Origin of the sequence: Bacillus hominis, assembly GCF_018332515.1 — a bacterium.
Lineage (GTDB): Bacteria > Bacillota > Bacilli > Bacillales > Bacillaceae_G > Bacillus_A > Bacillus_A hominis.
This window is the reverse complement of sequence record NZ_BOQD01000010.1, coordinates 1-21,103: the sequence shown is the minus strand read 5'-3', so window position 1 is coordinate 21,103 and position 21,103 is coordinate 1. Positions and strand designations below refer to the sequence as shown.

The following is a 21,103-nucleotide window of genomic DNA, read 5'->3' as shown; positions in this document are numbered from 1 at the left end:
TGTATATTTTTTCAAGAATTATGTTGCGTTAATTTTTTTGGGGAATATAATAGTAAAAAAGTTACTTCTATTTACAGAAGTAACTTTTTTACTAAACTTTTTGTTTTACTTTACTAACTTTTTTCTCTGCTACAATGAAATGTGGTCTACGCTTTGTTTCGTAATAAATACGACCGATGTATTCACCGATAACTCCTAGGAAAATGAGTTGAATACCACCGATAAATAATATGGCAGAAATTAATGTAAAGTATCCTGGTACATCGACGCCGCTAACAGTAATTTGAATAAATGTAGTGATTACATATAAAACAGCTAAAAGCGTTGTTAATAATCCAAGGTATATAGATAATCGCAATGGTTTATTGTTAAACGAAATTACACCATCTATCCCGTAATTTAATAACTTAGAGAAAGTCCATTTACTTTCTCCGTCAGAACGTAATACATTTTCGTATTCAATAATTTGTTCCTTGAAACCAATCCAAGAAAATAAACCTTTTGAAAAACGATTGTATTCAGTTAGAGATAGTAATGAATCGACTGCACTTCTACTTAAAAGTCTAAAATCACCGATGCCATCTACTAGCTCAATATCAACGAATTTATTCATGACTTTATAATATAAGCGAGAAACGAAAGAGCGTACTGGTGAATCACCTGTTCTAGTTCGCTTTGCAATTACTTGATCATAGCCGTTATTATAGCCGTCTAACATATCTTTTATTAGTTCGGGTGGATGTTGTAAATCAGCATCCATAATAACCACAGCGTCGCCTGTAGCGTACTTTAGACCGGCAAGCATAGCAGCTTCTTTTCCAAAATTCCTACTAAATGATATATAATGCACATTTGAGTCTGAATCGGCTAGGTCACGTAGAATCTCTAATGTATTATCTTTACTTCCATCATTGACGAAAACAAATTCATAATTAGTAGTTAGCTTATGAATTTCAAGAGAAGTCTCTGAATAGAAAGCTCGAAGCACCTTCTCCTCATTATAACAAGGTACTACTATTGAAAGGGTCATGTTAGGACCTCCTTAGGTGTAATTTTAAACTGAGCATGAAGTAAAAGTTGAAGCAATTATCTTCAACTTTTACTTCACTTTATTTTACTAACTTTTTTTAAAACGACTTTTAAATTTTGTATATCGATCCTTATCTCCAAGAACTAGAAGCGAGATACAAATGATAAATGAAATGATAGAAATAACGAGACCCATTTTGAAATAAGGTGTGACGTATTTCATTTCAACTACATGCTGCCCTTTTGAAATAGGAACACCAATAAAGGAAGAATTAGCCTTCGTAAACTCAGTTTCTTTACCGTCAACCTGTATTGACCATCCTTTACTATATGGTACAGATAAATATAGTAATCCATCTTTAGTAGAATTAATATTACCTTTTAAGTAGTTACCTTTATAGTAAATATTTTGTAGGCTATTTTCTTTTAAAGTATTCACTTTTTTCGGGACAGTTTTATAGTTGGTACTGTTGATTTGTAAGTCTTTAAACTCATATTGACCAGGAGTAGGGATAGAAATGATTAGCTCAGTTGGCTTCGCATCTTTTCCTAAATTGTAAACAAATCTTTCTAACGGGTAAGCATAAGCTCCATCTTCATTACCTTTTATCATAGATTTGTCATTCACATTAACCCCAAATGATTCCTTATTTATATTTCTAATTTTAATTTCAACAAGGAGATCACCTAACATATCGGTATTATCAACAGGTACTATTATACGCCCATTTTCATGAACAGTAAGTATATCTTTCTCTTTCTCTATATTTTCCAACTTAATTTTATTTGGATTAATCTTAATTTGTTTTGAATCTAGCTGTTTTGTATTAAAGTGTTTTAAAGGAAGACTTCCAACGTTATCTACAACTACAGCATCTAATAAAAGTTGATCTCTCTCGGCGAAATTAAGTTTTGAAAATTCTTCATCACTTATACCAGCTTCGTATACATAGCCTAATGGTAATGCAAATTCGTTTTTATAAATGTTGTAAGGACCTACTTGTTGTAAATACGTATAACCATATGGAATATCAGTTTTATTAGCACCTTCACTTAATACATAATATTTTACCCCTAGCATGTTCTCAAGGAATAGTCGTTTATCTAACTGGAAGAACATAGATGGACTATCATATCCTTGGAAAACATTGTACTTATTTTTCATAAAGTCATGAACATCATGATTGACTAAGCTTTGATAAGTACTTGTACCATGATAACCTTGCAGCATCGGTGTATTCTTATAATTATTGTTTGGATTGATAATTCGATAAAAATCTTTATCTTGATTTTGTATATAACGAATTGCGTCAATTTCATCCTTATTATCGAGACCTGGCCCATGTAATGATTCTTTCGTTACGCCTGCTTGATTAAAGTGTTTACTAAGAGCTGTATCTGAATAGACGTAATTAATACATATTACATTGACCAGTACATTTAATATAATGAAAGATTGTAAGACTACTTTTGATAAATAGCGCCATAGCAATATTGTAATAATAGATAAAGCAGTAGTACCAATTAAAATGTTATCAATCGTTTCTAGTGGTTGTTCGTTTATGTTTACTTTTCTATAGAATGCGTAAATAAATAGTGCTGTTGCTAGCAAAGGACCTATTAAATAGTTGACCTTCTTTTTGTGAAGTAGCATCCAATCTAAAATGTAAGCTGAAGTTTGGGCAACCACAAATGCAAATAGGTAAAACCATCTGTATTGCATAGCAGAAAAACCATTAAATACGGAATACGTATATGGAATCATATACAGAACTAACATAAACCCTGTAAAGAGTAACTTATTTGTGACAAGTTTATTGCGTATTAGAAGCGCGCTAGTAATAAGGAAGAGGATGAAAACTGGGAATGCGAGCTGATAATCCTCTGTATTATTAATGAAAAAGATACTTTCCATTAAGTTTTTATAAAACGTATCTTCAAAAAATAACGGAACAGTAAATTTTGTAGCTAGTCGATCTGAACTAAATACACCATTTACAGATGGTATAAAGCAAACAGCAGCTAAACCTAGTGATAAGGAATATAGAAAAGCAATTCTAATATAATAAGTTAGAAATGTTTTTATCGCTTTGTTTTGCTGTGTAGCGAAATATTGGAAAAAGGCATAAATATAGATGAAAATGCTAGTAATGAAAGCGAAATAGAAATTTGATGCAAGCATAAGCGCTGTTGCAAACAGGAATAATCCCTTTTTTCGCTCTAAAATATATTTATCCAGTCCCCATATTACTAAAGGTAGAAACACTATAGCATCTGCCATGAAGTCCCATAATAAAGAATGGCGAATAAAAGTCACACATCCCCCATATATAATGGCAGAAATGAAAGAAGAAAAAATAGTTTTATTATGATAACGTAAAGAGCCATACATGAATAACATCGCTAATGTACTTTTTAAAATACTCATATATAGCTTCATCTCAAAGATTTGGTCAAAATTTAGTTTAGGAAGAAGGAGCGTAAGCCAGAAAAATGGGGCTGTACTATAGTAATAACTAAATTCTCCGAATAAATCTCCACCTAAGCCATAATCCCAAGACCAAAACAAATTCCCATCTTTAAATGCATGTTGTAAAAGGAATGTAAAAAAGCTGAATTGTGATAATGCATCTCCCGTACTAGAAAATACACTGTCTGATTTTAGGAAAAAGTAATGAAAAGCAAATGCACATATTATTAATAATGGAATGATAATAAGTGTGCTTTTAGTAAAAAAGGTTCTTTTATTTACTTCTGAAGTCATTAAATGAATAAGCCTCCTCAATACAATTATTCAGATTTAAACCACATTCTCCATATTTAGATATTGTTTTATAATGAAAAAAAACTATGGATGAATCGGCAATTTTTAATGGTAGTAATAAAGTTTTCAGTTGTACAATTCGTGGTGTGGCAAGTTAATATTTGTATGGAAGATTAACTGCGAATTGCCTTAATACTAGGTGTTGTACATCTAGGGCTGTTCGTTTCCAAGTATAATCATTCCAGAAAGGCAAGTCAATTTAAGATAAAGATTGAAAACAGGGTTAATTCTAAGTAAAGAAGATAAAATAAAAACTTCAAATTTAATTTGAAGTTTTTATTTTTATTTATTTTCTAACTAGCTTTTTATTTATAAATCCTAAAATCAATCCGCGTATTTGAGGATCAATGGCAAGACCGATAATGCCGTACAATATACCAGTAAATGTTAAAGCTATTAGTGGAGGTAAGTTAATTAATGTTGTGCGGTATATTGCGTAACTGATTATAAATGCTAGGCTATTAAATATTATTCCTTTGAATAGTAATGAAAAGCCTTTACGAACGAATAAAGTAAATCCGATTAATAATGTAATCTCGGTAATGATAGCAGCTGCCGCAGCTCCCATCATTCCAAATTGGCTACCTAATGCGATGTAACTTATGATAGCGACAGCTAATCCAATCCCCATCGTTGTCGCACGCTTCCACTGTTGACCAATTGTCGTTAAATTATCAGCAAGTGGGTAGTTGATAGATTGTAAAATGACCATAAAGGCTAAAATTGCAAGAGCGTCACCAGCTGGGGCGTACTCTTCACCTAATAAAGTAACAATCCAAAAGCTTGGATCGGCGATAAATGGGATAGAAATCCCCATTCCTAAGAAAGACATAAGCTTTAATTCGAACAGAGATAGTTTTCTATGTTCATCAATATTCTTTTCATTTCCAAAAGCAAATAACTTTGGATAAAAGGCTGCTGCAATTACACCGGGTATTTGATAAAGTACAGCGGGTATTTTCGATGCAGCTCCAAAGAATCCAACTTGCTCGTACGTTGAAACTTTTTCTAATATAATAGGCCCTAACTGTGGTAAGAGCATAATGATAATGCCATTGATTGTGAAAATAAGCAGTTGATCTAAAATGCCTTTGTCCCAGCCTTTATGAACTGTTGTATGGCGGAGTACCATTATGAAGGCGATGACTCCTGTTACAAGACTAGAAATCCCGTACATGGCAGCGACCATCATAAGTGACCATTTAAATGACATTCCTAGTAGAAGCGCAGCTGCGGCTGTTACACCTTGTATTACAGAAATAATCGCTGTAAATTGCATACGTTCTGTTACCTGGAAGTAAGCCATACCAACACCTTGTAAAGTTGCTCCAAACATGGTCGGTAGTACAACCCAATATACCATGGCACGTAAGTAAGCATCAGCGTAGAAGAACTGAGCGAAAATAGCGAAGAGCACAGAAATTACGATGGCTAATACTAAACGAATGCGTAAATAGCTGCTGATTAGTACACTAATGTTAGCGTCACTTCTTGTTCCTTCACGCATAAATGTATGTGTCAAACCTGCATCTGTAAAGTAACAAATAACAGCGGAAACTGCTAACGCTGTTGTAAACATACCGTACTCACCTGGTGAAACATATCTTGCAAAGAAAATCGTCGCAATAGCAAGCACAAATCGAACAGTAATATTTCCTACAAATAGGTAGGAGGCGTTTTTAAGGATTTTATTTGTTTTCATGGAAAAAGACCTTTCTATTCTTCAGGACGCGCTTCGTCCTATTTGTAAATTTGATTTGTTTACGGAAAGAATGTTTAGAAGCTTATTTTTTATTTAAGAAAACATAAACTTGATTCGTACAAACCAAAGCATCGCGTATAACTTCTTGCTTCGTTTTCCATTTTTCGAATAAATTTTGCGACAATATTTCTTTATATCGCTTTTGATTAGTTGAACTTGTGATTTATCTAATTTAGAGTTGCCCTTAATGTATATACAAGCGTTATTAATGACTGTATATGGGAATAGGTAAGTTTCAAGAATTTCAAGAAGCTCTGTAGAATCATTCACGATTAGGTCTTTTGATTTATTATGAACCCAATCCTTCATTCGATTAAATACTTCTAATTCTTTTGCTGTTTTTAATTCATAATCTTTATACTTTGAAGAAAGATTTCCTTCTGATAAGATTCGGTAATATGTCAAATATTCATCTACATAGCATACGTTTGTTACACTCATTAATTTAAATAGAAATTCTAAATCTTCTCCCCAGCTACATCCTGGTGTGAAACGAATATTATGATCCATCACGATAGATCTTTTGAAAATCCAAGTACTTGTTTGAGCAACAACTTGATGTGTTAAGAAAGGTTTGGTCATATCACCTTTAATAAAGTTTGTCGTGTGCTCAACTTTTTCTCCAGTCTCTTCGTAAAAGTTCATATAGCCACAATAACAAGCATTCATATTGTTTTTATGCATGCTTTCAACTTGTTTTTCTATTTTTGTTGGATGCCATAAATCATCACTATCAAGAAAAGCAACATATTCTCCGCTAGCATTTTCAATTCCTGTATTACGAGCAACAGAAACGCCTTGATTTTCTTGAGGGACGTATTTTATTTGTCCTGGATATTTTTGCTCAAGATTTTTTACGATAGAAGATGATTGATCTTTACTCCCATCATCTACAATTACAATTTCAATATGTTTATATGTTTGATTTAGTATCGATTCCATCGTTTCTTCAATATATTTTTCCGCATTATACAGCGGGATAACAACTGAAACGATTTGTTTTTGTTCCATCATATAATTTTTATCTCCTCAAATTTTTTATGTTGCACACTATATATAGGCCTTTTCAAAGGAAGAAGATTACAAGAACATCTGTATAAGTTTACCGCATATAAACTTTGTAAATCAACTCTATGTATTTTATATGAAAAGGGTGTAAACAAATGCTTCATATAAAAAACCTTCCTTTTTGATTAGAAAAAAGGAAGGTAAATCATTTATTAAATACTCCAAGGTTTATTCAAAGTTAACACTTCAGCCATTTCTTTACTCTTCAAACGTCCTTTTTTTCTATTTTCTGCACGATCTGAACCAGTTGTATGTAGCCAATGTTCTTCCTCTGTTTCAGGAATTACTTGTGGTACAGATGAAGGTTTTCCGTCTTTTAATGCGACAAATGTAATGAAACAAGTTGCGGCCATTCTACGCTCGCCTGCTAGTAGATCCTCTGCAATTACTTTTACGAAAACTTCCATCGAAGACCTTCCTGTATAACATACGAATGCTTCATAACAAACAGAATCTGCCTGGTGAATTGGAGTTAAAAAATCAACGGAATCGATAGATGCTGTTACGCAATGTTTGCGGCTATGTCTTGCAGCCGCAATTGAAGCGATACTATCAATTTCTGCTAATAATTTTCCCCCGAAAAGTGTTTGGTGATTATTTAAATCGTTAGGAAAAACACGTGTTGTTTTAATTGCTTTTGATTCTCGCATGAATTTCTTTTCCATATATTCATCCCCTATTTTCTGTTTTCAATCAGAGTGACATGTGTAAGTGGAGTACTCATATTAGATATTTAATGAAGTAAAGTGTTCCAAAAGAGGATTATCCCACTATTTGCGGGCTAATAGTCAGTGGAGGATGAACAAAACCCCCATGGATTAAAGTTTCACTTTATTGAAATTTCTGTATTTGTATTCATGTAACTGAAAGAAAATTTATCGTATATAAAATGTAGTGTAAAAGAGGATTCGCTTACATTGCAAGTGAAAAAGTAATGACTATGTATTTGTCATAGAAATTCCCTATTAACCTTGTGCCTATTCATGATAGAATCGTTTTGTTATGAATGGAAATAGAGGTGCAATGGACATATGAATCATATACAAACAAATTTTTCGTCTTTCTTCAGTAAAATAATGATAGGTGCGATGTTCGCATTTTTTGTCTATAGTTGTTGGTCAGCTTTTGAAACAAGTAAGCAATTTTTTGAGGGAAGTACAACAAGTATGACAATCGTATTGGTGATTTTTGTTATTCTTATCTTGTTAGTAGCATCAATTTTGCAATACCGTTTTACAGATAAACAATTTCTTATTTTTCTAATAAGCATATCTATAGTTGTAAGACTTATCACAGTTCTATTTGTAGATAGTCCAATGATAGGTGATATGAAAGCTATGTATGATTCTGCAAAGCAGATTGCAATTGGCAATAATATAGAGAATGTAGCACAGTTACCTTTTATTATTTATGAATCAATCATCATTCGTATATTTGGTGATACAGTATTCGCTTTACAACTATTTAATATTTTATTTTGTACAGGAACTGCATTTTTCATTTATCGCATTGCGTCAATGGTCTTTGGGGAAGAGTGTGGTCGTATTGCATCAATGTTTTACGCTTTATATATTCCAAATATATTTATGAGTTCTGTATTAACGGCGGAATCACTCGCAATATTTTTATTTTATTGTGCTTGTTACATATTTTTATATAAGGGATTAGATCATCCTTATATGTGGGTAATTTCAGCCATTTTATTTGCGTTTAGCAATATGATTTTACCAATGGGGTTATTTTTACCTATTTTTATAGCTGTATATGTGCTGTTAATTGAATTGTTTCGATCAGCAACGAAACAAAAATTACTATTAAAAATGATAGGAATACTTATTTTGTTTTATAGTACTCATTTTAGTGTGAGCTATGGTATCAAGATGATGGGAATGTCACAGTATACGATTTCTAATCAGACTTATGTCCAATCTGTTTTAATTGGAAAAAGTCAAAATGAAGAAAAACCACCGAAAAATCAAAGTGTAAAAGAGCACATTGATCAAGAGTTAAAAGAAATGGAAGTAGAAAGATTTAAACTATTAAAACCAGTTATTAACCAGCTTTCAGATGAGGGAATAAATTCTATTATTTTTAAATGTGAAAAGCTTATATATATAGTGGTGACATTATTTATGGCCATAGCTTTATTACATTTTCTAATTAAGAAACAGCAAAATGAAGGATATATGTTGTTTGTATTATTAATTACCGGATATGTATCGTTAAGGCTCTTTCAAGTAGATATAGCATATTATAATATTGTTATGCCAGCTTTGTTTATTTTACAAAGCTTTGGTGTTTATATGAGTTATTTTTATTGCCAAAAAATATTTTTCAGAAAATAAAAGAATCCATTTCGGATTCTTTTTTTTGTAGATGGATGATAAGGATGAATACAAAGTGGAGAGGAAGAATTTCCACTTTGTACCGATTCACCTTATCGGTTTAGTTCTAGTTGTAAATTATCCGCTGTTAAGGCCATTTTCGAGGAATCGTCTTGAATACTCTTCATTACTTGTGAGATAGTTTCTAATTCATTTTCAATTTTTTTATTTTGTTCTTTAGAGTTAGACATATCTTTTACGATTTCTTGGAAATATTGGTCTGTCGCATGCATACTATCTGTCCCTTCAGATACGAGAGAGCTAATTTGTTCCACGGAAGAAGAGACGTGGATAATTTGTTCATTAGTTTTTTCAACGAGCTTTGTAACGTTGAAAATTGATTCTTTCGTTTGCTCTGATAACTTTCGAATTTCTCCCGCTACGACTGAAAAACCTTTACCAAATTCGCCAGCACGTGCAGACTCAATAGCAGCATTTAATGCTAGTAAATTTGTTTGCTCGGCGATTGATTTTACAATATCGATGATTTCGTTAATTTTGTTAGAAATATCAAGAAGTTCACGAGTATCAGTAATAATGGTTTCCATATTCGTTTGGATGCTTTCCATTCGTTTGTTTTGCAGATTTAATTGTTCTTTTCCTTTGTTGGCCTTTTCTTCTGATGTCGTAGCTAATGATGTACCTGTTTTTGCAATTCCTACGATACTTTCGGATTTTGATGTTAACTGTTGAATAGAAGAGCTTGTTTTTTCAGATACTGCCGCTAGTTCTGTTGCAATATGTGTAATCGTCATAGCTGTCAGTTCTTTTTCTTTTTCATGTTCTTGTTGGATTCTTTCATATTCGGATTCATAGGCTGCAATAACAAGTTCTTGCTCTAATGTGAATAATTTATTTATTACGTTTATAGAATAAGAAAAATCGTCTATCGTTGAAATTTTCGTTTGCAAAATCTTCATGACAGAGCGGAATAATTCTTGATAAGCAGCAGTATACCATTTTCTATGTAAACCAATTTGTACGTGCCTTTTTGCAATTCTAACACGTTGTTCAATAAAATCTTCATTCATATTCCCGCTGAACAATTCTTTAATATGTGTCTTTAAAGTTTGTTTTAATTTTGGAATAGAGCTGTAGCGTTCAATAACAGTAATTAAATTAGGTTGTTTTGTGATGTTGATGTAGAATTTTTCTGTTATCCAATCTATTTCCTCATAAATAAATGGCTGTAATACTTTTACAATTTGTAAATCTTCCTTTGAAATATGTAGCATATCCATTTGAGTTTTTAGTTCAGAATTAGCAGGCACGTTAAATATTATTTGTTGGCCTTTGCTTAATTCGATTATACTGGTGTTTGTTTTATTTTTTTTAAAAACCCCAAGCATCATTCTTCCCCCTGTTTATAAAACGTTTTCATTTTTTTATTCTAATGTAATTATATATTTTTATATACAATTACTCTATAGTATGTGGAATTGTATATAAATTAAGAGAATTCTATGTAGAATTCTCTTAATGGCCTTTATTAATTTTTGCATGTGTTTTAAAGAAAACGGGGAAATGTACATTATATATTACGGTGACTACACGAATAACGAATGTTATTAATAAACAAACATAGAAAGCTAATACGTGTGCCCCCAGTGCATGTGTAATTAGGAAACTAACTGCTCCTAAAATAGAAGCAATTGCATATATCTCTTTTCGGAATACATACGGGATATCTTGAGCGCAAATGTCGCGTAAAATACCGCCCCCAATACCTGTAATAACTCCCATTGAAACGACTAAAAACGAGGCGTCAACGTGATGTGACATTGCTGCATTTGCACCAATAGCTGTAAATACACCTAAACCAACAGCATCAGAAAGCATAATAACAACTTGAAGTTTATTAATGCGCTCAAAAAACATACATGTGAATAATGCTGATAGTACACTTACGAAAAAGTAAATGGGTTTTACAAATGCGACAGGAGGCAGGTTACCAATCATAATATCACGAATAATACCGCCGCCGAGCGCAGTAGCTACAGCTAAACAAAGGACACCAAATAAATCTAGATCTTTTTTCAAACCAACTAATGTACCAGAAATGGCAGCGGCGATAATGCCAAGAAACGTAAATATATCGATTAATAACATGGCTTTAATTCCTTCCTCCTAAAGATGTTCCAGAGAAAAAATATACACTAAAGTTTTGGAAATAACAATTACTTTTCGCTACATGTAGAAAAATGGATGAAATAGCTAAAGAAAGCGTTTGAAAATGCTTGATAAGTAGCAATAAAGTAAAGCGAAAAAGTGTGGAAAGATTAATTGTATAGTTTTTTGATGTAGCTTAGTTGGAGGGATGGTACAATAAGAGAAGTCCGTTTTGCACATTTGTATAAAATGATAAAAAAATATTTTTATACGTTCGAAAATGCGTGCATATGTGTTAGATAGTTTTTATAGGGATAGGGAAGGATAGCTAAAGGACAATATTTTCGGTTACTAATAATGCTGGATTTGACTAGTTTCGGCATGAAAAATAGTTCTCAATTTAAATATGAGTTATGTTATAATTGCTAGGTGTGTTTAAACAGTAGAAAACTATGATTAAAAGATAATGTAAAGATTTTGTATGGAGGTCTTGGAATGTTAGCAAATCAAGCTAGGGTTAGATTTGAGCATTTTTTGCTCTTTTTTATTATTTTACAGCCTGTTTTAGATTTATTAACGTCTCTTAGCATCGTTTTATTAAAGTCAAATGCCACTGTTGGAATTTTAGTAAGATTTCTTATTATGGCTGTTGGTGGTATTTACATTTTAATTCAGGCAAAAGAGAAGGAAAATAGGAAGTTTTTAATTTACTTAATATTATTAGCAGTAGTTTTAGGGATAGGGTTTATTAATAATACACTAGTTAAGAATCCTATTGTACTTGGTGAAGAAGTTAAGTTTGTTGCGAAGGCATTATATATATATATCATGCTAGGATCATACATTTTAGCTTTAAAATCATTGAAAAAGACAGTGAATATTAGTGACAAAGTCAGAAATAGTATTGTGTATTCAACATTAATCATTAACGCTATTATGGTTATTTCTATTTCGACATCTACAGACTTTGGTAGTTATCAATGGATGAAGGTTGGTTCCCGAGGATGGTTCTATGCAGGTAATGAACTAGGGTCAATCTTAGCTATTATTTTCCCTATTGTGGTACTATATTCTATTCAAAAAACAAAGAGCGTGAAACACGTTTTATATTGGATTCCATCGCTGTTAATGATTTACTCTTTAATTCAAGTTGGTACGAAAGTAGGGATGGGCTCAATTGGTGCTACGTTAGCTGCAGCAATAGGGATCATCGTACTACAATTACTATTTGATAGAAAAAATCCAAACAAAAAGTCTCTTGTACTTAATGGGTTAATTGCTGTCATCTTGTTAGCTGGTGTTGTCGGAACGTTTAAAATGACGCCATTAGCACAAAATATGGGTATTCATAATAACTATTTATCAGAACAAAACGTAGCACAGCAAGGTCAAAAAGAAAAAGAAATTAAAGAGAAAATTCAAAAAGAAGAAAAACAACATAAAGTTGAAAAGCCAGAAGAAAAGGCGAAGGTGGAAGCGGAAGTTAAGAAAGAGATTGAGAAAGAGCAAAAGAAAGAAAATCAAGAAAATCTTATTTTCAGCGGACGCCAAGTATATGAAGAGAGACATAAGCAATTCTTTAAAGAAGCGCCAACGTCACAAAAATTATTAGGAATGGGTTATGCAGGTAACTTTAAGTATAATGAACAAAAAGAGCCAGATCCGAAGTTAATTGAAATGGACTTCCATGATTGGTTTTATGATTTCGGAATTATTGGCTTTGCATTACTAATGATTCCATTTATTTATTACGGCTTAAGAATTCTGCTAGCATTTATTACAAGATTTAAAGAGATATTTAATATAAAATATGGAATGATTACAGCAAGCTTAGTATTAGCACTAGGTATTGCATATATTGCAGGACATATTTTGACGGCACCAGGAGTTGGGATTTACTTTGTAGTGTTGTTAGCGTATCTAATTGTAGACTTAGAAATTGAATGATAAAAATAAAAGCTAACTTTTGTTAGCTTTTATTTTTTAGTACAGTAAAATAAAGATAGATGGAAATGTAGCGAGGATTTAAAGGAGGAAAAAATATGAGGATATTGCATATGAATGCAGGAGCAGAAGATGGGGGAGGAAAAACACATATTATTTCACTTCTCGATCAGTTCCCAACTGGTGAAGTAGAATTAGCAGTATTTGAAGATGGAATTGTTGCGAAAGAAGCAAGAGAGCTAGGGATAAAAGTTCATGTGTTTTCACAAAAATCTCGCTATGATTTATCCATTTTAAAGAACATAAGTGAATTCATTAATAAAGAAGAATTTGATGTAGTTCATACACACGGTCCTAGGGCGAATTTCTTTGTTTCTCTAATGAAGAAGAAATTCGCGGCAAAATGGGTAACGACAATTCATAGTGATCCATTTCAAGACTTTACTAAACAAGGCTTAAAAGGCTGGATTTTTACTAAGTTAAATTTGAAAGCTTTAAAAAATATAGATTTATTTTTTGTTGTAACGAATAGGTTGAAAAAAAGCTTAGCGGCATTAGGTATTTCAAATGAAAAGATGCATGTTATTTATAACGGGATTGAATATGATCAGGAAAAAGCAGATGGCTATAATAAAAAGGAAATGTTTAATATTGATGAAGATGTGTTTACGGCAATCCAAGTAGCACGTCTGCATCCTGTTAAAGGACATGAAGTTTTATTCGATGCGTTACAACAAACAAAATTGGAGAAAATTAAAGTGTTATTAGTTGGCGACGGGCCGTTAGAAGGAGAACTAAAGGCATTAGCTACTGAAAAAGGGATTAATGATAAAGTTGAATTTTTAGGACACCGTCAAGATGTGAAACAATTATTTGCTTCATCACATGTCAATTTGTTAACTTCTCATAGCGAAGGATTTCCATTAGTTTTATTAGAAGCGGCAAATCAACGTGTACCATCAATTGTGACTAGAGCAGGAGAAATCGAACCGTTAATTGCAGATGAAACTTATGGGTGGATTGTGCCAACGGGTGATGGCAAAGCATTGGCATTGGCATTAGAAGAGGCGTATGATAAGTGGAAAACTGGAGAGTTAGCAGTAATGGGTAAGCATATTTATGAGCATGCTACTATGAACTTCTCACTTCAAAAATTATATGAAGATACGAAAGAAACATATAAGCAATTAATAGCGAAAAACCTTTAATGATAGAGAGGATAGTTAAATATGTCAGTACAAACGGTTGATATTCTAGGTGTTCCTTTCTCTACAATGACAATGGATGAAACGATCCAACATTTAAAGAAGCAACTAGAATTAGAGCAAGCTCATACTTTTCAGGTGGTAACAGCAAATCCTGAAATTGTTATGTGCGCAAAAAAGGACGAAAAATTCCATAAAACATTATTAAATACAGATTTAATTACACCTGATGGTATTGGAGTTGTAAAAGCAAGTGGTATGCTTGGTACACCTTTAAAAGAGCGTGTAGCAGGATTTGATTTAATGAGCAATTTATTTGCAAAGTTATCAGAAGAGAAGAAATCAGTATCTGTTTTCTTATTAGGTGCAAAACCACATGTTGTACAAGCCGCGGCTGATCATTTAACGAAGACATATTCGGCTGCATCTATCGTGGGTATACAAGATGGATATTTTAAACAAGAAGAAGAAGAGAATATTGTTTCACGTATTCAAGAGGCAAAACCAGACCTATTACTTGTTGCACTTGGCTTCCCAAGGCAAGAAAACTTTATCCAAAACAATAAGCATCGTTTAGAAACGAAAATGGCTGTTGGAGTAGGCGGTAGTTTAGATGTGTGGGCTGGAGAGGTAAAGCGTGCGCCAAAATGGATTCAAGCTATTCATTTAGAGTGGTTTTACAGATTATGTAGTAATCCAACACGTTGGCGTCGTCAGTTAGTATTAGTTGAATTTTTAAAAGAAGTAATGCGTTCAAAAAAGTAGCGGAACATCGCTACTTTTTTTATTTGTTCATTTTTGATAAAGGAAACTTTAATCAGTGGGGTTTTGTTCATCTCACCACTGATTATTAGCCTTCCCCAATCGGGCGTTTATGGGCAGCACGGCTCCCAACTAACTTCTTTGCTTCAGCTGGATTTTGAGATGGGAACCCTGCTGCCCTCTAATAGCGGGATAAACATTTTACTTTATGGGAATGATGAAGGAGAATTTTTTACACGAAAGTATTTTACTTATACAATTCACACATGTAAAATGATGTGTAAAGACACCTGTGTAAGGAGGACTTCTTGTGGGTAAGGTAAAAGAAATTTCGAAGCGAAAGCTACTGGGTATAGCTGGGCTTGGCTGGCTATTTGACGCAATGGATGTTGGAATGCTTTCATTTGTAATAGTGGCGTTGCAACAAGAGTGGGGATTAAGTACTCAAGAGATGGGTTGGATAGGTAGTATTAACTCAATTGGTATGGCTGTAGGGGCGCTCATTTTTGGGATACTATCAGATAAAATAGGACGGAAATCGGTCTTTATTATTACATTATTACTATTTTCTATTGGTAGTGGCTTAACGGCTTTAACGACGACACTCGCGATGTTCCTCGTTTTACGCTTTTTAATTGGTATGGGACTTGGCGGGGAACTTCCAGTTGCATCTACCCTTGTATCGGAGAGTGTTGAAGCACACGAACGTGGGAAAATAGTTGTACTATTAGAAAGCTTTTGGGCTGGTGGTTGGTTAATCGCAGCTCTTATCTCATATTTTGTTATTCCTAAATACGGTTGGGAAGTTGCTATGGTATTAAGTGCAGTTCCAGCGTTATATGCTTTATATTTAAGATGGAATTTGCCCGATTCTCCAAGGTTCCAAAAGGTTGAAAAAAGACCATCTGTTATTGAAAATATAAAATCGGTTTGGTCTGGAGAATATCGTAAAGCAACAATTATGTTATGGATTCTATGGTTTTGTGTTGTCTTCTCCTATTATGGAATGTTCCTTTGGTTACCTAGTGTAATGGTACTGAAAGGCTTTAGTTTAATAAAAAGTTTTCAGTACGTACTTATTATGACTTTAGCTCAACTTCCAGGATATTTCACAGCTGCATGGTTTATTGAACGTCTTGGTCGTAAATTTGTATTGGTTACGTATTTAATTGGTACAGCATGTAGTGCTTATGTGTTCGGAATTGCGGATTCATTAACAGCATTAATAGTGGCGGGTATGTTACTATCCTTCTTTAATTTAGGTGCTTGGGGTGCATTATACGCTTATACACCGGAACAGTATCCAACAACTATTCGGGGTACAGGTGCAGGAATGGCAGCGGCATTTGGACGTATTGGTGGTATTCTTGGACCATTATTAGTAGGGTACTTAGTTGCTTCACAAGCTTCACTATCGCTAATCTTTACGATTTTCTGTGGATCAATTTTAATTGGGGCACTTGCTGTAGTTATACTTGGGCAAGAAACGAAGCAACGAGAATTAGTGTAAAAGGAGAAGGGGAACCGAGGTGGTTTCCTTTTTTCTGTTTTTTTAGATAAATAATGGTATAGTAAGAAAAAGGGATTGTTTCTTACTAAAGCGAATGTATACAACAAGACATATGGACAAAGGAATTAGGTGGCTGGATAAATGAAAATCTTACTTATCATGGAAGAAACAGAAGAGCGAAGAAAATTAGTTGAGAACTTTACTGAAAATATTCGAAATGTAGAATGTTTTGAAGCGGAAACTGGAACAGAATCTTTGCTAATAATGAAAAAACATACACCTGATTTTGTTTTTTTAAATTCGCAATTAATAGATGGTACTGGTTTTGAATATTCGAGTTTGTTACGAGAAGTGAATTATTATACGAAATTTATTTTTATTGGTGAGGATATAGAAGAGGCAATTACAGCTTTTCGTTTCCAAGCGTTTTATTATTTATTACGACCATTTCGTGAAGAAGATTTACAATTCATTTTATATAAAATGGGAAAAGAACAAGGTGAGAAAGCAAAGAGTCATTTGCGTAAACTGCCGATAGAAGGCCATGAGGGGATTAGATATATTTTCCCAGAAGATATTATATATGTAAGTAAAAATAAGGAAAACAAAACCGTTTCAATTTATACAACAAATAATCAGTATATTTCAACATACACACTCCAGGAATTAGAAAATAAACTAAATGCATATGATTTTTTACGTGTACATAAAAGCTATTTAATTAATATGTCATATGTACAAGAACTTAAACCTTATTATAATGGCACGTATAATTTGTATTTAGACAGGTACGATGAGCAACCGATTCCAGTAAGCCGCAATTATGTAAAACGACTTCGAAATAAAATTGAACTGTGACAAGTAATGAGAGAATTTTAACATGATAATCTAGAAATCCTTCATGATAAGGAGGATTTGAGTGAAATATTCAGAAAATTTAGTACAATCTCCACTAAGAAGTAGTAATGGGGGGTTGTATGTGAAAACATTGAAGTCAATTTTACTTTGGGGAGTTATTGCAGCAGTAGGAGCATCTGCTTTTGGTGTAATAGCTTTATCACAAGGTGAAACTATTAATGCTGTGTGGCTCTTAGTAGCTGCAGTATGTGTGTATGCCGTTGCTTATCGATTTTATAGTAGATTTATAGCGAGAAAGGTTTTTGATTTAGATAATAATCGGCAAACGCCAGCCCATACATTAAATGATGGAAAAGATTATGTTCCGACAAATAAGTGGGTATTATTCGGGCATCATTTTGCAGCAATTGCTGGGGCAGGGCCTTTAGTAGGACCTATTTTAGCGGCACAAATGGGATATTTACCAGGGACAATTTGGATTATTGTCGGGGTAGTTGTCGCTGGAGCTGTACAAGATTTTGTAATTTTATTTGCTTCGATGAGACGTAATGGTAAATCATTAGGTGAAATGATTAAAGATGAGATTGGTCCTGTTACAGGATTAATTGCAATGATTGGTATTTTAGGTATTATGATCATTTTATTAGCGGTATTAGCTTTAGTAGTTGTGAAGGCGCTTGTTGGAAGCCCATGGGGAATGTTTACAATCGCAGCAACGATTCCAATTGCTATTTTAATGGGAGTTTACATGCGTTACATTAGGCCAGGGCGAGTAGGAGAAGGATCAGTAATCGGTATTGTTCTACTAATCTTATCTCTTATTGGAGGACAATATGTGGCGGAAAATCCGACACTTGCAAGTATGTTTACTTTTAGTGGTGAGACAATTGCTATTATGCTTATCGTATACGGATTTATTGCATCAGCATTACCAGTTTGGATGCTTCTTGCGCCACGTGATTATTTAAGTACATTTTTAAAAATAGGGACGATACTTGGGTTAGCAATTGGTATTTTAATTGTAGCTCCAGATTTGCAGATGCCGGCAGTATCTAAGTTTATTGATGGAACAGGTCCTGTTTTCTCCGGAAACTTATTCCCGTTCTTATTTATTACAATTGCCTGTGGTGCGGTGTCTGGATTCCATGCTCTTGTTTCATCTGGTACGACGCCAAAAATGATTGAGCAAGAGGGACATGCACAGCCAATCGGTTATGGGGCAATGTTGATGGAGTCGTTTGTAGCAGCGATGGCTATGATTGCGGCTTGTGTATTAACACCAGGAACATATTTTGCAATTAATAGTCCGGCAGCGCTTATCGGTACGGATGTATCGCAGGCGGCTCAAGTTATTTCTTCATGGGGATTTGCTATTACACCAAATGAATTAAAAGACCTTGCTGTAAATGTTGGAGAGCAAACGATTTTATCACGTACAGGTGGTGCACCAACATTAGCGATAGGTATGGCATATATTTTTTCACAAGTAATGGGTGGAACGGCAATGATGGCATTTTGGTATCATTTTGCCATTCTCTTTGAAGCATTATTTATTTTAACAACGATTGATGCAGGAACGCGTGTAGGTCGCTTTATGATTCAAGATATTTTAGGACATGTATATAAGCCGTTTGCGAAAACAGATTCTACATTAGCGAATGTAATAGCTACAACGTTATGTGTATTAGGATGGGGATATTTCTTATACCAAGGAGTAGTAGATCCACTTGGTGGAATTAATACATTATGGCCACTTTTCGGTATTGCAAACCAAATGTTAGCAGGTATTGCATTATTACTTGGAACGACAATTTTGTTCAAAATGGGGAAAAAGGCGTATGTTTGGGTGACACTTATTCCAACTGTCGGATTGCTTATTGTAACAATGACAGCTGGTTATCAAAAGTTATTTCATGAAAATCCTAAAATAGGATTTCTATCACATGCGAAAGTATTCCAGGGAGCATTAGATGACGGGAAGATATTAGCTCCAGCTAAAAACGTTGCACAAATGAAACAAATTATTTTTAATGACTATATTGATGCGGCACTTTGTGGAATTTTTATGATAGTTGTAATCGCTGTATTAATTTCTGCACTTCGAATTTGGATTCAAGTATTAAGAAATAAGCCAATGCCGTTAAAAGAGGCACCATATATTCCAAGAGATGAAAGTGAGTCGAGGAACTATGCTTAAAAGTTTACGGAACGTATGGGGAAAGAGAAAGCAATTTATTAGTTTACTTGTCGGAGTTCCAAGTTATGAAACGTATGTAAATCACATGAAAGTACATCATCCAGAAGAGAAAATTCTATGTCAAAAGCAATTTTTTGCTGAGGCGCAAGAAGCTAGATTTAACGCAAAAGGTGGAAAGATATCACGCTGTTGTTAATAAAAAAGGACGAATTTTCGTCCTTTTTTATTTTTTTGCTGTTTCACGTGGAACAGCAAAAAAATAAACAAAAATCTTTGGGAATTATAGGCATTTCGTATACAATAAAATAAGGAAAGGGATAGATGGAAAAGTAGGGAGATTATTTTATGTTAAGAGATCTATTTGTAAACACAACAATTATTCTTTCCTTTATTTTTATTGGAGGTCAGCTTTTAAGAGATAAGCCATTAAAAGAAGGATTCTCTTTTTGGCAGAAATGTGTGGTAGGTATTTTCACAGGAATATTGAGTGTACTGTTGATGCATTTTGGTGTACATATTGAAGCTATTATGTTGGATCTACGTTATTTAGCTGTTATTTTGGCAATTATAATTGGAGGTCCGATAGCTAGTAGTATAACAGTTACTATTATTTTAATTACTCGGCTAGTATTTACTGAGCACTCTTTAGCTTCTGAATTGGCCTGTTATACTATTGTATTGATAGGTATTGGAATCATCTTTATTTGGAGGATGAAAGTTTCTATATTTACAAAATGGATATGGTTTAATGTATATAGTTTATCTATTTTAGTAGTGCCACTTTCTATTTTATTTAAGGATATATCTATAGTGGCATTATATTTAGTTTGTAGTAGTGTTGCAGCATATATCACATTTATAAGCGCAAGTTACGTATTGCAATCGAATGAATTATTTCAAACGATGAAGCATTATGCAACGATAGATGCATTAACGAATCTAGGGAATGTAAGGCAGTTTGATTTAGAGATGAATCGCCATATTGGTAACAAGTATATGAAAGATGATTCACTTTGTTTATTACTTATCGATATTGATCACTTTAAGTATGTAAATGATACATACGGCCATCCTGCTGGGGATGAAGTATTAAAACAAGTAGGGCGTATTTTGCTAAAGAATGCACCATTCCCAAATTTAGTCTTTCGAAAGGGTGGCGAAGAGTTTGCCCTGTTGTTACCAAAAATGGGATTAGCATTTGGAACTCGTATAGGGGAACAAATTCGACTAGCTGTTGAAAAGCATTCATTCCAATTGCAAAACGGAGAAAAAATGAAAATTACAGTTTCGGTCGGAGTTTCAGAGTATGAAAAATCCCCGGAACAATTTATTCAATCAGCAGATGATGCACTATACTATTCAAAAAGAAATGGTAGAAACAAAGTTAGTACAGCATCATAGGAATTCGGGGAGTACTTTAAAACATTTCTGCAAAATATATTAAAACCCAC

At 33.5% G+C, this 21,103-nt stretch carries 16 protein-coding genes and 1 pseudogene; 9 read left to right on the top strand and 8 right to left on the bottom strand.

Features of this window, described 5'->3' with window-relative positions; genetic code table 11:
- Positions 1-91 precede the first annotated feature (91 nt).
- From KI356_RS01930 to KI356_RS01910, 5 genes are all read right to left on the bottom strand, one after another.
- Positions 92-1,030 carry a glycosyltransferase family 2 protein gene (locus KI356_RS01930; RefSeq protein ID WP_128283048.1) on the bottom strand — a complete coding sequence of 313 codons (939 nt, stop codon included), beginning with the start codon at positions 1,028-1,030 and terminating at the stop codon, positions 92-94.
- 87 nt (positions 1,031-1,117) lie between these two features.
- Positions 1,118-3,793 (bottom strand): YfhO family protein, encoded by a 2,676-nt coding sequence (locus tag KI356_RS01925; RefSeq protein ID WP_212934658.1) that lies wholly within the window; start codon positions 3,791-3,793, stop codon positions 1,118-1,120.
- Between the two features lie 346 nt (positions 3,794-4,139).
- Complete coding sequence (locus KI356_RS01920; protein WP_212934657.1) at positions 4,140-5,555, bottom strand: oligosaccharide flippase family protein; 1,416 nt, start codon at positions 5,553-5,555, stop codon at positions 4,140-4,142.
- A 93-nt stretch (positions 5,556-5,648) separates the two neighbouring features.
- The gene (locus KI356_RS01915; RefSeq protein ID WP_128283045.1) at positions 5,649-6,629 is read right to left on the bottom strand and encodes a glycosyltransferase family 2 protein; all 981 of its coding nucleotides are present in this window, start codon (positions 6,627-6,629) and stop codon (positions 5,649-5,651) included.
- Positions 6,630-6,835: 206 nt separating this feature from the next.
- Positions 6,836-7,348, bottom strand: a complete 513-nt coding sequence (locus KI356_RS01910) for an acyl-CoA thioesterase (protein ID WP_128283044.1) — start codon at positions 7,346-7,348, stop codon at positions 6,836-6,838.
- A gap of 366 nt (positions 7,349-7,714) precedes the next feature.
- Here KI356_RS01910 and KI356_RS01905 point away from each other — a divergent pair, with 366 nt between their 5' ends.
- Positions 7,715-9,028: an ArnT family glycosyltransferase gene (locus KI356_RS01905; RefSeq protein ID WP_128283043.1), complete on the top strand. Its 1,314-nt coding sequence runs from the start codon at positions 7,715-7,717 to the stop codon at positions 9,026-9,028.
- Positions 9,029-9,120: 92 nt separating this feature from the next.
- On the opposite strand, the gene KI356_RS28665 is transcribed toward KI356_RS01905, so the two are convergent.
- The 3 genes and pseudogenes from KI356_RS28665 to KI356_RS01895 all read right to left on the bottom strand — a co-directional run bounded on the left by KI356_RS28665 (position 9,121) and on the right by KI356_RS01895 (position 11,176).
- Positions 9,121-9,927 carry a methyl-accepting chemotaxis protein gene (locus KI356_RS28665; RefSeq protein WP_438820832.1) on the bottom strand — a complete coding sequence of 269 codons (807 nt, stop codon included), beginning with the start codon at positions 9,925-9,927 and terminating at the stop codon, positions 9,121-9,123.
- Positions 9,922-10,302 (bottom strand): annotated as a pseudogene (locus KI356_RS28660) (protoglobin family protein); the annotation flags it as partial. The pseudogene KI356_RS28660 and the gene KI356_RS28665, both read right to left, overlap by 6 nt.
- 241 nt (positions 10,303-10,543) lie before the next feature.
- The gene (locus KI356_RS01895; RefSeq protein WP_002174452.1) at positions 10,544-11,176 is read right to left on the bottom strand and encodes a trimeric intracellular cation channel family protein; all 633 of its coding nucleotides are present in this window, start codon (positions 11,174-11,176) and stop codon (positions 10,544-10,546) included.
- A gap of 495 nt (positions 11,177-11,671) precedes the next feature.
- Here KI356_RS01895 and KI356_RS01890 point away from each other — a divergent pair, with 495 nt between their 5' ends.
- The 8 genes from KI356_RS01890 to KI356_RS01855 all read left to right on the top strand — a co-directional run bounded on the left by KI356_RS01890 (position 11,672) and on the right by KI356_RS01855 (position 21,053).
- Positions 11,672-13,123 carry an O-antigen ligase family protein gene (locus tag KI356_RS01890; RefSeq protein ID WP_212934656.1) on the top strand — a complete coding sequence of 484 codons (1,452 nt, stop codon included), beginning with the start codon at positions 11,672-11,674 and terminating at the stop codon, positions 13,121-13,123.
- A 95-nt stretch (positions 13,124-13,218) separates the two neighbouring features.
- Entirely contained in the window at positions 13,219-14,328 is a 1,110-nt protein-coding gene (locus KI356_RS01885; protein ID WP_128283040.1) for a glycosyltransferase family 4 protein, read from the top strand.
- 21 nt (positions 14,329-14,349) lie between these two features.
- A complete protein-coding gene (locus KI356_RS01880; RefSeq protein ID WP_212934655.1) occupies positions 14,350-15,090 on the top strand; it encodes a WecB/TagA/CpsF family glycosyltransferase in 741 nt (246 codons plus the stop codon).
- 307 nt (positions 15,091-15,397) lie between these two features.
- The gene (locus KI356_RS01875) at positions 15,398-16,597 is read left to right on the top strand and encodes an MFS transporter (protein WP_128283038.1); all 1,200 of its coding nucleotides are present in this window, start codon (positions 15,398-15,400) and stop codon (positions 16,595-16,597) included.
- Between the two features lie 141 nt (positions 16,598-16,738).
- The gene (locus KI356_RS01870; RefSeq protein ID WP_128283037.1) at positions 16,739-17,455 is read left to right on the top strand and encodes a LytR/AlgR family response regulator transcription factor; all 717 of its coding nucleotides are present in this window, start codon (positions 16,739-16,741) and stop codon (positions 17,453-17,455) included.
- Positions 17,456-17,576: 121 nt separating this feature from the next.
- Complete coding sequence (gene cstA / locus KI356_RS01865) at positions 17,577-19,652, top strand: carbon starvation protein CstA (protein ID WP_128283036.1); 2,076 nt, start codon at positions 17,577-17,579, stop codon at positions 19,650-19,652.
- Positions 19,645-19,848, top strand: coding sequence for a YbdD/YjiX family protein (locus KI356_RS01860; protein ID WP_002113158.1), 204 nt, complete (start codon positions 19,645-19,647; stop codon positions 19,846-19,848). The genes cstA and KI356_RS01860 overlap by 8 nt, the downstream gene beginning before the upstream one ends.
- A 149-nt stretch (positions 19,849-19,997) precedes the next feature.
- Positions 19,998-21,053, top strand: coding sequence for a GGDEF domain-containing protein (locus KI356_RS01855; RefSeq protein WP_212934654.1), 1,056 nt, complete (start codon positions 19,998-20,000; stop codon positions 21,051-21,053).
- Positions 21,054-21,103: the final 50 nt, after the last annotated feature.

Excerpts from the sequence above, each read along its gene's own strand:
- KI356_RS01930 (WP_128283048.1), bottom strand. The coding sequence starts at position 1,030 with ATGACCCTTTCAATAGTAGTACCTTGTTATAATGAGGAGAAGGTGCTT.
- KI356_RS01895 (WP_002174452.1), bottom strand. The coding sequence starts at position 11,176 with ATGTTATTAATCGATATATTTACGTTTCTTGGCATTATCGCCGCTGCC.
- KI356_RS01915 (WP_128283045.1), bottom strand. The coding sequence starts at position 6,629 with ATGATGGAACAAAAACAAATCGTTTCAGTTGTTATCCCGCTGTATAAT.
- KI356_RS01905 (WP_128283043.1), top strand. The coding sequence starts at position 7,715 with ATGAATCATATACAAACAAATTTTTCGTCTTTCTTCAGTAAAATAATG.
- KI356_RS01920 (WP_212934657.1), bottom strand. The coding sequence starts at position 5,555 with ATGAAAACAAATAAAATCCTTAAAAACGCCTCCTACCTATTTGTAGGA.
- KI356_RS01870 (WP_128283037.1), top strand. The coding sequence starts at position 16,739 with ATGAAAATCTTACTTATCATGGAAGAAACAGAAGAGCGAAGAAAATTA.
- KI356_RS01890 (WP_212934656.1), top strand. The coding sequence starts at position 11,672 with ATGTTAGCAAATCAAGCTAGGGTTAGATTTGAGCATTTTTTGCTCTTT.
- KI356_RS01880 (WP_212934655.1), top strand. The coding sequence starts at position 14,350 with ATGTCAGTACAAACGGTTGATATTCTAGGTGTTCCTTTCTCTACAATG.
- KI356_RS01860 (WP_002113158.1), top strand. The coding sequence starts at position 19,645 with ATGCTTAAAAGTTTACGGAACGTATGGGGAAAGAGAAAGCAATTTATT.
- KI356_RS01925 (WP_212934658.1), bottom strand. The coding sequence starts at position 3,793 with ATGACTTCAGAAGTAAATAAAAGAACCTTTTTTACTAAAAGCACACTT.
- KI356_RS01855 (WP_212934654.1), top strand. The coding sequence starts at position 19,998 with ATGTTAAGAGATCTATTTGTAAACACAACAATTATTCTTTCCTTTATT.
- KI356_RS01910 (WP_128283044.1), bottom strand. The coding sequence starts at position 7,348 with ATGGAAAAGAAATTCATGCGAGAATCAAAAGCAATTAAAACAACACGT.
- KI356_RS01885 (WP_128283040.1), top strand. The coding sequence starts at position 13,219 with ATGAGGATATTGCATATGAATGCAGGAGCAGAAGATGGGGGAGGAAAA.